Origin of the sequence: Belliella buryatensis (assembly GCF_900188245.1) — a bacterium.
Classification (GTDB): Bacteria; Bacteroidota; Bacteroidia; order Cytophagales; family Cyclobacteriaceae; genus Belliella; species Belliella buryatensis.
In genome coordinates this window covers 212,830-224,993 of sequence record NZ_FZOK01000004.1, presented here as the reverse complement: position 1 = coordinate 224,993, position 12,164 = coordinate 212,830, and the positions used below count along the sequence as shown (strand labels likewise).

The following is a 12,164-nucleotide window of genomic DNA, read 5'->3' as shown; positions in this document are numbered from 1 at the left end:
ATTCCAAAATTCTCCGTAAATTAGGAGTATATGAATAAGGAAAATAAAACTCTCAAAAAATCATTGGGGGGAATCACCCTCAAAGAGTTGGAGGAAAAGGGTTTGGTTGAACCCAACCTCCATTTGGGGGATTACCACCTCATCGGTGGTCTCACTTCCCCAGAATCAAATGGATATTGGAAATCCCTACCCTCTGTAAAAATCAAACAGTAAGGGAGAGGGATTTTTTCACTTTTATTACGGTGGTGGGGGAGACTTCCAACCTACCACAAATATCCCTCACCGATTTACCCTTTTCCAAAAGGGATTGGATTTGTTTAACTTTCGGTTTTTGAAGGAAGGTTTGGAGGTTCTCATTACTCCCAACTTTTCTACCCAATTTACCCCCATTGATTACATACATCCTTCTTCCACTTTCAGTCCGTTCCAAAATCTGTTCCCGTTCGAGTTGGTAAATACTACTCATCACAGAAGTAATCAAATTCCAAATTGGATTCTTTTTTCCATCAATATGGGATTGAAGATTACCCATACCTCTCACAACCACATTCACTCCCTTTTCTTCCAACCATTGGAGAGTGGTGAGAACATCAACGGTATTCCTACCCAAACGGGATAATTCTTCCACTACCAAAGTTTCTACTTCACCTTTTTGGATGAGTTCCACCAATACCTTCCCCTTCTCTCTTTCCTTAAATGGAATTTTACCACTCACCCCTTTATCAAAAAGTGTTAAATCATAAACCTCTTTATCCAACTTATATCTTTCACCAGTTTGGTTGATGGTGGAGGTTCTGTTATACTTTATTTTCATACCCATAGTGTTTCTGTTTTTCTTTCAGATTAAAAATAGAATAAATCTATGGTATTTCCAACTATATTCTCAGGTTAGCTGTAATGATTTAATTTGTAAATTAAATGATAACAAAAAATATGTGTCAATATGTATCATTCCGATAATACACGATAAACACGATTCTTATTTCAACTATTTCAAAAATAATTGACTTTTGGATATAGATAATTTTATCTATCTCACGGGATTTTTGAAAGAAGGAAAAGTGGGTGATTTTTCCTTCTTCCCTTTTTTGGTTTTTTGTAATTGAAAGAATCTGAATTTAGGATATTTGAGAGGGGGTGGTTTTTATACCGGAGATAAATTTTACCCCAACAGGAAGTTTTATTTTACAAAAGAACGAATCAGAGAAAAGACCAAACTTTTTTTATCATCCTCCAAAGATTCAAAGAGTTTAATAAGTTCTTCATTCTCATCACCCCCTTCGGATTGAAGTTTTTTGTAGAGTTTCCTTCCTTTATCCAAATCGTGAGGAGAAACGGAAACATACTTTTGGAACTCTCTGATAGTTTTGTGTCCAGTCATTGACATTATCGTCATATAATCCATACTCCCCAAATCTATCATATTTTTGATGAAGGTTTTTCTACCACTATGGGAGGAAATCATCTCCCAAAGAAACTTATTATCTTCATCAACCACCTTCGAACCAATTTTTTTGGGTTTGGAAACCAACCTATTAAACTTCAAATCCTTCAAAAGGAGTTTGAGGGATTTATTGAATTTTTGATTGGAGAGTTTTGGAAATAGGTTTTGGGAGAGAGATTTACCCCGAGAATACTTCTTATATATCTCACTACTGATGGGATTGATGGGAACACTTACCCTTTTATCCGTTTTTTGTTGAACCCAACTGAATGTTCCCTTATCTCCTCCAAAATCAAAATGATTGACCTTAAACTCCAATATATCACTATACCTACACCCAATGGAACACTGAAAGAGGAAAACATCTTTCACCAACTCCCAATTGGTTATTTTCCTTACCTCTCCATACTTCTCACCCTTCGTCCCCAACAACTCATCCTCAATAAAATAGATATGTGGATTTTTTGAATAATCCTTACCCTCCACATAATCCCATAGTTTGGATTGGGAAAGTTTCAATACCTCATCTTCATACAGATAGATTTTCTCCAAATTCTCTACCGTATCATTCTTCTTAAAGGAAGGTTTTTTGGAGATATAATTAGAATTGAAACAAAAGAATAAGTAGTTGGAAAGGTTCTCAAAAAGTTTATTGATATAACCATTGGAGAGTTTCTTTTCTTCCCATAAGAAGTTTTGGAATTGATTTTGAAATTGAAATGAATTTCCAACCACATAATCAAAACTCAACTTTATCCTTTTATACTTTTCAAAATCCTCCAAACGGTTTTTGAGGGAGATAAAAGTTTTGGTATAACCTCTGGATTTATGTTTTTTTGTTTCAAAAAACTCTTTATATCCTCCCCAAAAGGTGATTGATTTAGGAGAACTCATTTCCTTCACCTTTTTCATATCGGTATATCTCTCCTTCACCACTTTTGGATAAGGGATTAGACCATCACTATAAAGTTCAGAAATGATTTTCTCAACATCGGATATGATTGAATCCAGTTTTATTCTTTTGGAGGAATAGTTTGGAGTTTTAACGATTATATCTCCATTCTTAAAATGTTGAGGTAGGACATCAACTCCGGAAAAGATAGAAGATTCCGTAGTTCTTCCATTGGAATCCGAATATCTCATACGGAGATAAATTGGAGATTCCCCTTTACTATTTTTATCCTGTGTTTTGAGTTTGAAAGAAAGATTCATACCCCAATATAAAATGAAAACCTGAAAAAATAGATAGGTTGAATCTTTAAATTTGGGGACTTATATGGGGACTAAAAAGAAAACCAACATATAAAATGTTGGTTTTCAGATACTTAATAGGCATAAAAGTCGGGGTGGCAGGATTCGAACCTACGACCTCCACATCCCAAATGTGGCGCGATACCGGGCTACGCTACACCCCGAACAATTTTTGCAGAGAGTGGGGGATTCGAACCCCCGGTACGGAATTACCCGTACGACAGTTTAGCAAACTGCTGGTTTAAGCCACTCACCCAACTCTCTAAAAGCAATAGAAATCTTTATTCCTAAAGCGATGCAAATATAAAAGAATAATCTCCATATAAGCAAAATCAAAGAGCGATTAAAACAGTTTGAAAATATAAATTTTAATAGTTGAGAAGTAATTCACTGTTTATCAAAGGAAAAAAATTTTGATCATTTTTTAATTTTCTGAATTTGTTATGAACATGCCTCTCTCTGTGATGAGCTACAATTTTCTAAATTTATCCTTCTCAATTATCAAAATTATGGGCTATAAAAACCATAAAATAGTATTAATTACTGATGAAATATTTTTTTAATGAGCTGGTTTTTAATAAGATGTTTTTATATTTGATTCCTTTTGAGTCATTACGATAGGTAGTTTTTAGGGATTTGGTTTCTAAAAAATACCCTGAACAGGGTATTTTTTATAGAGGATATGGTTCCTACTTTTACCAGAAGTAATGCAGGTAATAGGGTGCACATGGGAGTTGCCAGTTGTCATAGGTCGTTCCCAAGTGATTGAAAGCATATGAAATTGAAAATTAAAAACTAGGGAATCTGACTGGAACAACTTTACACTTATGGTAATTACTTCTCTGCACGGTATTTTTTCTATCGTGATCAATGAAAAAGACCAAGACCAACTTTTGGTTAGGGCAAAGAAAAAAGAAGAACTCATGCGAATTTTCGATGAAAAGAGAATTCTTAAAAGTAGCGCAGATGGGTTTGAGTATCATGTGAAAATGTGTAAACAAGAGTTTGCACACACCATGATTATGCTTATCAAGGAAATTAATTATGCGGATTTTGATAAGTATCTCTCAGAAATAGATTTATCTTCAGATAGAATCTTCGCTTAAGCGCTATCCTCATATTTTAATTCAAAAGACCATGGTTCTATTCATGGTCTTTTTTTATTTTTAATCTCCAAATATTTAGCATCTTCACACTTCAATCATATTTTCTATTATGGATTTTATAGCTGATATCTTAAAGATCATCCTACCTGCTGGTTTAGTCATTTACGGAATGTACTTGACAATTGTCTCCTTTCTCAATAAGGAAAGGGAAAAATTGCTTGTGGAAATTAAAACACAAAATAATCAAACCATTCTACCAATCAGATTACAGGCTGGAGAGCGGCTTTGTCTTCTTCTAGAGAGAATCACTCCAAACAACCTTGTTAGAAGAGTCAATCAACCTGAGTTTTCCGCCAAAGACCTACATGCTCAACTTTTACATGAGGTGAGGGAAGAATTCAATCATAACCTATCTCAGCAAGTTTATTTTTCTGATGAAACTTGGGAGGCTATTAAAAGAGCTGTGGAATCGGTAGTTACAATGATCAACTCTGCGCTCCAAGACATGAATGAAGAAGCTAGAGGAATTGACCTAGCTAAACGAATCTTCCAAAAATCTTTAGATCAAAAGAACGATAGTATACAGAATGCGTTAACTCAAGTAAAGTCTGAAATCAGAATTTATTTCTAAACTATGGGAGTACTCCGCGATAGGTCACAGTTTTATTATGAGAGAGCCAAACAGCTTTACTTTGAAAAGGCCAATGCCATTGCAGGTGATAAAGGGAGAATTAAAAATCTACTTCAAAAAGCAAATCAGAGGATTCAGACTTTCAAGACACATCCTAGAGTAAAACAAGCGGTCGAACCCATTATGATTTTCAAAAGAATGATCTATGCACATAAGTCAGGTGCACATAAATTATCAATGAAAACACTTGGTTTGTTAGTCTTAGGAATTCTTTACTTTGTTACTCCTCTTGATATTATCCCTGATTTTCTTCCATTGATAGGATATGCGGATGATGTTTCTGTTGTGATTGCTATCTTCAATACACTAAAGACAGAAATTGAAGAGTTTTTGGAGTGGGAGAGCTCGCAAAAGAGAGGAATTTGAATTTCAAGATAAATGAAAAAAATAGCCATTATTTCAGGAACATCAGGCTTGATCGGGATGCAACTTCTGCATCAATTGATTAAAGGAGATCAATACGATTACATTATTTCAGTAGCGAGACGAAAGTTGGCATTGAAACATGAAAAATTGGTTCAGATTTCTGGAGATTTAGCAGGTTTGAAAAACTGGGTCATTGAGGACAAATTAAGGGAGGAGGATATTGGAGGTATTTATTTCCCTCTAGTAGCAGCAATCAATGAAAGAGTCGTAGAGATTCATGCTTTTTGCTCCCTAGGCACAACTATTAAGGCTGCCGGCTCTAAAGAGAAATTTTATCAAGTTGACCATGATTTAGTTATTAGTTTTGCTAACTGGGTAAAAAAGCTAGGAGCAACTAAATTGATTTATGTCAGTTCTTTGGGAGCAGATCCTATGTCAAATGTTTTCTATAGCAAAGTCAAAGGTGAGACAGAGGAAGATTTAAAGGTATTTTCGTTTGATTATTTAGGGATTATTCAACCTTCCATTTTGCTTGGAACAAGGTCGGAATTTAGGTTTGGAGAGGAAGTTGCTAAAATACTAATGAAGCCATTGGTTTGGTTCAAGTTACTCAAGAAGTATCGACCTATACGTGACTATCAGGTAGCAAAAGCAATGATTCATCATGCTAATGAACCAAAGCAAGTTAAAGTTCAAGTTGTCCCATCTTCAGAAATACAAGACTTTTAAAGCTATATTATGATTGCAGTTATTCAGAGAGTTTCAGAATCATCAGTTAAGATAAATGGTAAGATAAAAAGTGAAATTGGACAAGGCCTTATGGTTTTGCTGGGTATAGAAGATGCAGATGGCCAAGAAGATATCGAATGGTTAAGTCATAAGATTGTCAATCTCAGAATATTTCCAGATGAAGATGGAGTAATGAATAAAAGTCTGCTAGATTGTGAGGGAGATATTTTATTGATTTCTCAATTTACCCTCCATGCCAGTACTAAAAAAGGAAATAGACCTTCTTATATCAAAGCTGCTAAGCCTGATATCGCTATTCCACTTTATGAAAAGGTTATTGCAGCTTTAACATCTCTGCTTGGCAAACCCATTCAAACAGGTGAGTTTGGAGCGGATATGAAAGTATCGCTGATCAATGATGGGCCAGTGACGATACAAATAGATACTAAGAACAGAGTATGATGGAAAATCAAATTACTATTGCAGAGGCACAAGAAGCAGTGGATCAGTGGATCAAGACTGTTGGTGTGAGGTATTTTAATGAATTGACCAATACGGCCATATTGATGGAAGAGGTAGGAGAGTTAGCTAGAATCATGGCTAGAAAATATGGGGAACAATCATTTAAAGACTCTGATGAAGGGAAGGATTTGGCAGATGAGATGGCTGATGTCCTATGGGTTTTGATCTGCTTAGCCAATCAAACAGGAATTGATTTGACAAAGGCTTTGGAAAAAAACTTTGAGAAAAAGAACATTAGAGATAAAGATCGACACAAAAATAACGAGAAGCTTAAGTAAATATAATAGTCCGTATTTATACTTATACGTGAATATCTTTAGTATTACTAGGCGGATGATCGTTAACAGTAATCACAGCACAGATGATTAAAATAAACTTTATATAGTATTTTTTATAGTACTTGTGTGAAACTAGATAACCATATAGAATAAATTCATAAAACTCTTTTTTATTTACATAGTTGAAATTACATGAAAAAGAGTCATTTACCTACAAAAACCTGCCCAGTGTGTCAGCGTCCTTTTACATGGAGGAAAAAGTGGGAAAAAAATTGGGATGAGGTGAAGTACTGCTCAAAACGCTGTCAAGGAAACAGATCAAAAATTAGTTGACATGTTCTATTGATGAAGTCAGATAGAGGTTTTTTTTAGTCATTTTCTGACAAAGTGGAATAAGAAGGAGAACAGCTTTTTAACTTATGGTATTAAATCTTAACTTTGCGCATCAATAAACTTTTGAAGATGAGTAATCAGAATCATAAACCCATGACTACCTGGGTTCAAGTACCCAAAAATTCAGATTTTACAATTTACAACCTTCCTTTTGGAGTTTTTGAAACCAAGAGAATCTCAGCTAGAGCAGGTATTGCTATTGGTGATAAGATCGTTGATCTTTCAGTTTTACATGATGAAGGATTTTTCTCTGACATCACACAATTACCTAATGATATCTTTCTTAGGAACTCTCTTAATGATTTCATTGCTTTGGGAAAACCAGTCACAAGAAAGGTTAGAGAAAGAGTTCAAGAGTTGTTGCTAGAAGAAAAAGAAGATCTCCGAGAGCATCAATGTAGAGGAAAAGCTATGGTAAGCAGAAAAGAAGCCACAATGCTTCTTCCTGTGAAAATTGGAGATTATACAGATTTTTATAGTAGCATGGAGCATGCGACCAACGTGGGAACCATGTTTAGAGATCCTAACAATGCACTTCTCCCAAATTGGAAGCATTTGCCAGTTGGCTATCATGGAAGGGCATCTTCAATCATTCCCTCAGGTATCCCTATTACAAGACCTAAAGGTCAATTCAAAGATCCAGATATGGAAAGCCCAGCATTTGGCCCCACAAGAAGACTAGACTTTGAATTGGAGTTGGCCTTCATCACAGGAAAGCCAACCAAGATGGGAGAAAATATCAATACCGAAGAAGCGGAAGATTATATTTTTGGTTTTGTTTTATTCAATGATTGGTCAGCTCGTGATATCCAGGCATGGGAATATGTTCCTTTGGGACCATTTTTGGGTAAAAACTTTGCTTCAAGCATTTCTCCGTGGATAGTGACATTAGAGGCATTAGACTTTGTGAGATTGGCTGGTCCCAAACAAGATCCCGAAGTACTTCCTTATTTGAAATGTGAAAAGGAACATGCTTTTGATATCAACTTGGAAGTATATATACAGCCAGAAGAAAAAGAGGCTACGAAGGTATGTACTTCCAATTACAAACACATGTATTGGAATATTGCTCAGCAATTGGCACATCATACAGTGAATGGATGTAATATCAATGTAGGGGATATGTATGCTTCTGGAACTATCTCAGGTCCTACAGAAGATAGCTATGGCTCTATGTTGGAACTTGCCTGGAAAGGTACCAAACCTGTTCAGCTTGCAGGAGGAGAGGAGCGGAAGTTTATTGAAGATGGAGATACTGTCATCATGAAGGGCTACAGTGAGAAAGATGGTATTCGTGTAGGTTTTGGCGAAGTCAGTGCAAAAGTATTGCCAGCAAATTGAACGTGATAATTTTCAATCTTAGCCTGTGAATATTAGGATATCAATGAATAACTTGCCCCGGTTTATTGGGATTGGCTTGAAAACATAGGTTTTAAACCACACTGAATGTTCCACTGGTATGAAAGTGGATAACAATCATATTATAATAAAAGCTAGATGAAAAATCATCTAGCTTTTATTATTTTACTTGAACGATTAAGACTTTGCCCTAGAGACTATTCAGGACATTTTCTAACCTCTGTCTAACCTCTGAAGCCAATGGTTCGATGGCTGCATTTTCAACAGCTACCATAGCAGCAGCAGGGTCCATGGCTGATACTTCGAATTTTTGGGCACCTACTTCCCGAATGATTACATTACAGGGTAATAAAACCCCAATGTGTGGCTCAGCTTGTAGCACCTTATCTGCAAAAACTGGATTGCATGCACCAAGAATCAAATATGGAGGGTAAGCTTTATCTAGCTTTTTCTTCATGGTGGCTTGAATGTCAATTTCAGTAAGAATACCGAAACCTTCCTCTTTTAAAGCAGACTCTACTTGGGTTCTAACTTCTATAATATTGGATGCATTGACTGATTTTGAATTATAGTATTTCATGGTTTCATGGTTTATTTTAATAGTGGTAATTTAAATAATCATCAGTCAATAGCCTGTGAGAAAGGTTACATAGAGGCATACTAATTTGCCACTGCTATCCGAACCTTAACTTTTTTGAGCTTTTCTTGGCTTACTTTAGAAAGTAATGATTTGATGCATGGTCTTTTGACGGCCACATAGGAGGCTTTGTCTAGCACGAATATTTGGCCGATATCATCACCTTTGATTTTTCCTTTTTTGGTCAAGAGCCCTACGATATCCCCCTTGCTGATTTTCTCTCTTTTTCCTGCACTGATAAAAAGGCATTCATAAACAGGCTGAACCGGAGGCAAAGCTTCAAGTGGTGGAATGACCTCTTCTACCTTTTCTGAGATGTATTTTGGTAGATATTCATCATCTGTCATCATGAGGTAACTTACTCCAGAAGCATTCATTCGAGCAGTTCTGCCATTTCGATGAATATAGGCATCCTCTTGCTGTGGCAATTGATAATGGATGACATGTTTGATCTCAGGAATGTCTAAGCCTCGTGAAGCGAGGTCTGTGGCTAGAAGAATATTAGCAGAACCTGTTCTGAATTTGATCAGATTGATTTCTCTGTCGATTTGATCTATGCCACCATGAAGGATAGCATGTGGAAAATCAAAATCCTTGAAAAAGATACTCAGCCTATTGACAGCCTCACGGTGATTGCAAAAAACAATACAAGGCTCTCCTTCAAATGTAGACACCAAGCTTAACAGTGTCTCTGTTTTTTCTTTAGTGGTTGTTTTGACCACCTTTTGTTTCAGAAGGTTCTTTTCAGTTTCGCCTATATAATTCAATGATACTGGCTGCTCAAAAGGGAGGAAGTCAGGAAGTCTGTCCAAGTTGGTGGCAGAGGTCAAGATATGTCTTTGATGCTTGGATAAGGCATAGAAGATTTTTCTGATCTGATCTTCAAAACCTAGTTCTAGAGATTTGTCAAACTCGTCGAGGATGACCAACTCACAACCTTTCAAATCCATATTTCCTTGTGCGATATGATCTATCAATCTTCCGGGTGTTCCGATCACCAAGCTAGGCGTAGTTTTGAGGGAGTTGCGTTCTATGCGCATTTCATGTCCTCCGTAGCAAGTAGTTACTTTGAATGGGCTCTTAAGGGATTTGAACACCTGCTCGATTTGCAAAGCGAGTTCTCTAGTCGGGACAATGATAAGGCCTTGTATACCTTCTTTTTGTGTGTCTATTATTTGAAGAAAAGGGATCAAAAATGCGAGTGTTTTCCCTGAGCCTGTTGGTGCGAGTAGCAGGAGGTCTTTGTGATTTTGAAAAGTACTGATGGTTTGCGTCTGGATTTCCTTGAGTGCATCGAAGCCCAATTGCTCTAAAACAGTTTTGATGATTTTTTTGCTATCGTTCATTTTACAAAGTTAAAGGATTCTTTCAGCTTTATTTTTTGTATTTGATTTTCACATCTGTGACTCCTGCATCCATCATATTTATCCTCTTTGCGGCCTTCTTAGATAGGTCGATGATTCTTCCTCCCGCGAATGGGCCTCGATCATTGATTCTAACCTTTACCCTTTTTCCATTAGTTTGATTGATCACTTTTACTTTGGTGCCAAATGGTAGTGTTCTATGTGCTGCTGTCAGTTTGCCTTTTCTGTAAATTTCCCCATTTGCTGTAGTCCTGCCATGAAATTTGTCATGGTAGTAGGAGGCTTTGCCAGTCTGGGTGACTTTTGGGCTACAGCTTACTACAAAAATTATTAATGAAAATAGAGTTGAAATGAAAAATTTCTGCATGGTAGTTTTTTAGATGATTTATTCAAAGACAGTGCCGATTGAGTGATTGTGGTTTTTATAGAGATTAAGAGTTGATTAGATTTTTCAATAATTTTAGTTTTAATAATTTCGATTTCTTTTTAAAATATTAAAAATAATTTCATTTCGTTTCATAATAGTGATGAGGTTTTTTATATTGCTATCTAATTTTAGTAGAATATTAATTATGAAGAGAGAAATAATAACAATTCATTTCACATTTATCTTTTTTGTTTTGGTTCTAGTATTTCAAGAACCCAAAGTCTATGGACAGAATGAAAAGCCTAATATTATCCTGATTATGGCTGATGATCTGGGAATTGGTGATATAGGGCCGTATGGTCAGGCCATTATTCAAACTCCAAACTTGTCTAATCTAGCTAAGCAAGGCATGGTATTTAATGATTTTTATGCCGGTAGTACAGTTTGTGCTCCTTCAAGAGCTAGCTTAATGACAGGTCAACACACTGGAAATACTAGGGTTAGAGGAAATGGTGAGTTTCCTTTAGAATCTGACTTGAAGATTCTTCCTGAAATGCTTAAAGAAAATGGATATAGGAATTTAATGTTTGGGAAGTGGGGTTTAGGCTTGAAAGGAACAGAAGGTAGTCCAGAAAAAAGAGGCTGGGATTATTTTTTAGGTCATTTGCATCATATTTCTGCTCATTTTCAAAAGCCCGATTCTCTTGACCTCTTTTTAAATAATACTTTGGATAGGGTGAAAGTTCCTGAAGGTATTTATGCAAATGATTGGTTTACAGAAGGAGCAATCAATTACATTGAAACATCAAGTAATGAAGAGCCATTTTTTATTTATTTGTCTTATACAATTCCGCATGCAGAGCTTTTGGTTCCTGATCGTTATTTTAAAGATTTTGTGAATGAAAATGGTCAAAGTGTTTTCCCAAATGAAATAGCCTGGCCTGATGGTAAACATTATGGTCAGCAAGAATACCCCAAAGCTGCATATGCAGCTTTGGTTAAAAGTCTAGATGATTATGTAGGTCAAGTTATGGGGGCACTAGAAAGTAAAGGAATAGCTGATAACACTATTTTGATATTCACTTCTGATAACGGAACACATATAGAAGGTGGAAGAAGAATGGAGGATGTGGATTATTTTCAGAGTAGTGGTCAATATCGGGGGGTGAAACGCGATCTTTATGATGGAGGAATCAAAGTCCCCTTAATCATGAGATGGCCTAATAAAATAGAGCAAAATAGTACTACGGATCATAGAGCTTCATTTTGGGATGTTTATAATACGCTAGGAGATGTGGTTGGAAATAAAGATGATACAAGAGATGGTATTTCTTTCTTGCCAACTTTGCTTGGGAAAAGTAAGCAAAGGAAACATAAATATTTGTATTGGGAGTTTCATGAATTTGGTGGCAAACAAGCTTTATTAAAAGGTGACTGGAAGGTCGTAAGATTAGAAGTTGGTAAAAACCCTACTAATAAAGTCGAATTATACAATGTGAAAAATGACCCTTCTGAGCAAATTGATCTAGCTGATAAATTCACAAAAAAAGCGGCAGGTTTAACTAGATTGATGGATAAAGTAAGAACTTCTAGTAGCTTATTCAATTTTGGTAATAAATAAAATGTATATCCGAAGTGAAAACAGTATGCATATTTA

General features: G+C 35.9%; 15 protein-coding genes and 2 tRNA genes. 10 read left to right on the top strand and 7 right to left on the bottom strand.

What is annotated here, in order from left to right:
- Nucleotides 1–30: 30 nt before the first annotated feature.
- Nucleotides 31–213: a hypothetical protein gene (locus tag CHB66_RS05885; protein WP_089238948.1), complete on the top strand. Its 183-nt coding sequence runs from the start codon at nucleotides 31–33 to the stop codon at nucleotides 211–213.
- On the opposite strand, the gene CHB66_RS05880 is transcribed toward CHB66_RS05885, so the two are convergent.
- The 4 genes from CHB66_RS05880 to CHB66_RS05865 all read right to left on the bottom strand — a co-directional run bounded on the left by CHB66_RS05880 (nucleotide 203) and on the right by CHB66_RS05865 (nucleotide 2,959).
- Complete coding sequence (locus CHB66_RS05880) at nucleotides 203–814, bottom strand: recombinase family protein (RefSeq protein WP_170932441.1); 612 nt, start codon at nucleotides 812–814, stop codon at nucleotides 203–205. The two genes, CHB66_RS05885 and CHB66_RS05880, sit on opposite strands and share 11 nt — an antisense overlap.
- Nucleotides 815–1,180: 366 nt before the next feature.
- On the bottom strand, nucleotides 1,181–2,656 hold the full coding sequence (locus CHB66_RS05875) for a tyrosine-type recombinase/integrase (protein WP_089238944.1): 1,476 nt from the start codon (nucleotides 2,654–2,656) through the stop codon (nucleotides 1,181–1,183).
- Nucleotides 2,657–2,785: 129 nt separating this feature from the next.
- Nucleotides 2,786–2,859: transfer RNA gene (locus CHB66_RS05870), tRNA-Pro, on the bottom strand.
- Between the two features lie 11 nt (nucleotides 2,860–2,870).
- Nucleotides 2,871–2,959 (bottom strand) — tRNA-Ser (locus tag CHB66_RS05865).
- Nucleotides 2,960–3,522: 563 nt separating this feature from the next.
- Here CHB66_RS05865 and CHB66_RS05860 point away from each other — a divergent pair.
- The 8 genes from CHB66_RS05860 to fahA all read left to right on the top strand — a co-directional run bounded on the left by CHB66_RS05860 (nucleotide 3,523) and on the right by fahA (nucleotide 8,121).
- On the top strand, nucleotides 3,523–3,801 hold the full coding sequence (locus CHB66_RS05860; protein ID WP_089238942.1) for a hypothetical protein: 279 nt from the start codon (nucleotides 3,523–3,525) through the stop codon (nucleotides 3,799–3,801).
- 109 nt (nucleotides 3,802–3,910) lie between these two features.
- Entirely contained in the window at nucleotides 3,911–4,432 is a 522-nt protein-coding gene (locus tag CHB66_RS05855; RefSeq protein WP_089238940.1) for a DUF7935 family protein, read from the top strand.
- Nucleotides 4,433–4,435: 3 nt separating this feature from the next.
- A complete protein-coding gene (locus tag CHB66_RS05850) occupies nucleotides 4,436–4,858 on the top strand; it encodes a YkvA family protein (protein WP_089238938.1) in 423 nt (140 codons plus the stop codon).
- A 12-nt stretch (nucleotides 4,859–4,870) separates the two neighbouring features.
- Nucleotides 4,871–5,587 carry a Rossmann-fold NAD(P)-binding domain-containing protein gene (locus CHB66_RS05845; RefSeq protein WP_089238936.1) on the top strand — a complete coding sequence of 239 codons (717 nt, stop codon included), beginning with the start codon at nucleotides 4,871–4,873 and terminating at the stop codon, nucleotides 5,585–5,587.
- 9 nt (nucleotides 5,588–5,596) lie between these two features.
- A complete protein-coding gene (gene dtd, locus CHB66_RS05840) occupies nucleotides 5,597–6,049 on the top strand; it encodes a D-aminoacyl-tRNA deacylase (RefSeq protein ID WP_089238934.1) in 453 nt (150 codons plus the stop codon).
- The gene (locus tag CHB66_RS05835; protein ID WP_170932445.1) at nucleotides 6,049–6,387 is read left to right on the top strand and encodes a nucleotide pyrophosphohydrolase; all 339 of its coding nucleotides are present in this window, start codon (nucleotides 6,049–6,051) and stop codon (nucleotides 6,385–6,387) included. The genes dtd and CHB66_RS05835 overlap by 1 nt, the downstream gene beginning before the upstream one ends.
- A gap of 192 nt (nucleotides 6,388–6,579) precedes the next feature.
- Nucleotides 6,580–6,720 carry a DUF2256 domain-containing protein gene (locus CHB66_RS05830; protein ID WP_089238932.1) on the top strand — a complete coding sequence of 47 codons (141 nt, stop codon included), beginning with the start codon at nucleotides 6,580–6,582 and terminating at the stop codon, nucleotides 6,718–6,720.
- 153 nt (nucleotides 6,721–6,873) lie between these two features.
- On the top strand, nucleotides 6,874–8,121 hold the full coding sequence (gene fahA / locus CHB66_RS05825) for a fumarylacetoacetase (RefSeq protein ID WP_089238930.1): 1,248 nt from the start codon (nucleotides 6,874–6,876) through the stop codon (nucleotides 8,119–8,121).
- A 208-nt stretch (nucleotides 8,122–8,329) separates the two neighbouring features.
- Here fahA and CHB66_RS05820 read toward each other — a convergent pair whose 3' ends face one another.
- From CHB66_RS05820 to CHB66_RS05810, 3 genes are all read right to left on the bottom strand, one after another.
- Nucleotides 8,330–8,719, bottom strand: a complete 390-nt coding sequence (locus CHB66_RS05820) for a DUF302 domain-containing protein (protein ID WP_089238928.1) — start codon at nucleotides 8,717–8,719, stop codon at nucleotides 8,330–8,332.
- An 80-nt stretch (nucleotides 8,720–8,799) separates the two neighbouring features.
- Nucleotides 8,800–10,122, bottom strand: a complete 1,323-nt coding sequence (locus CHB66_RS05815) for a DEAD/DEAH box helicase (RefSeq protein ID WP_089238926.1) — start codon at nucleotides 10,120–10,122, stop codon at nucleotides 8,800–8,802.
- Nucleotides 10,123–10,150: 28 nt separating this feature from the next.
- Nucleotides 10,151–10,507, bottom strand: coding sequence for a septal ring lytic transglycosylase RlpA family protein (locus tag CHB66_RS05810; RefSeq protein WP_089238924.1), 357 nt, complete (start codon nucleotides 10,505–10,507; stop codon nucleotides 10,151–10,153).
- Between the two features lie 205 nt (nucleotides 10,508–10,712).
- Between CHB66_RS05810 and CHB66_RS05805 the strand changes: the two genes are divergently transcribed.
- The gene (locus CHB66_RS05805) at nucleotides 10,713–12,128 is read left to right on the top strand and encodes an arylsulfatase (RefSeq protein WP_089238922.1); all 1,416 of its coding nucleotides are present in this window, start codon (nucleotides 10,713–10,715) and stop codon (nucleotides 12,126–12,128) included.
- Nucleotides 12,129–12,164 lie beyond the last annotated feature (36 nt).

Bases quoted from the DNA above. Each gene is read 5' to 3' on its own strand.
- CHB66_RS05885 (WP_089238948.1), top strand. From the start codon at position 31: ATGAATAAGGAAAATAAAACTCTCAAAAAATCATTGGGGGGAATCACC.
- CHB66_RS05880 (WP_170932441.1), bottom strand. From the start codon at position 814: ATGAAAATAAAGTATAACAGAACCTCCACCATCAACCAAACTGGTGAA.
- CHB66_RS05875 (WP_089238944.1), bottom strand. From the start codon at position 2,656: ATGAATCTTTCTTTCAAACTCAAAACACAGGATAAAAATAGTAAAGGG.
- CHB66_RS05860 (WP_089238942.1), top strand. From the start codon at position 3,523: ATGGTAATTACTTCTCTGCACGGTATTTTTTCTATCGTGATCAATGAA.
- CHB66_RS05855 (WP_089238940.1), top strand. From the start codon at position 3,911: ATGGATTTTATAGCTGATATCTTAAAGATCATCCTACCTGCTGGTTTA.
- CHB66_RS05850 (WP_089238938.1), top strand. From the start codon at position 4,436: ATGGGAGTACTCCGCGATAGGTCACAGTTTTATTATGAGAGAGCCAAA.
- CHB66_RS05845 (WP_089238936.1), top strand. From the start codon at position 4,871: ATGAAAAAAATAGCCATTATTTCAGGAACATCAGGCTTGATCGGGATG.
- dtd (WP_089238934.1), top strand. From the start codon at position 5,597: ATGATTGCAGTTATTCAGAGAGTTTCAGAATCATCAGTTAAGATAAAT.
- CHB66_RS05835 (WP_170932445.1), top strand. From the start codon at position 6,049: ATGGAAAATCAAATTACTATTGCAGAGGCACAAGAAGCAGTGGATCAG.
- CHB66_RS05830 (WP_089238932.1), top strand. From the start codon at position 6,580: ATGAAAAAGAGTCATTTACCTACAAAAACCTGCCCAGTGTGTCAGCGT.
- fahA (WP_089238930.1), top strand. From the start codon at position 6,874: ATGACTACCTGGGTTCAAGTACCCAAAAATTCAGATTTTACAATTTAC.
- CHB66_RS05820 (WP_089238928.1), bottom strand. From the start codon at position 8,719: ATGAAATACTATAATTCAAAATCAGTCAATGCATCCAATATTATAGAA.
- CHB66_RS05815 (WP_089238926.1), bottom strand. From the start codon at position 10,122: ATGAACGATAGCAAAAAAATCATCAAAACTGTTTTAGAGCAATTGGGC.
- CHB66_RS05810 (WP_089238924.1), bottom strand. From the start codon at position 10,507: ATGCAGAAATTTTTCATTTCAACTCTATTTTCATTAATAATTTTTGTA.
- CHB66_RS05805 (WP_089238922.1), top strand. From the start codon at position 10,713: ATGAAGAGAGAAATAATAACAATTCATTTCACATTTATCTTTTTTGTT.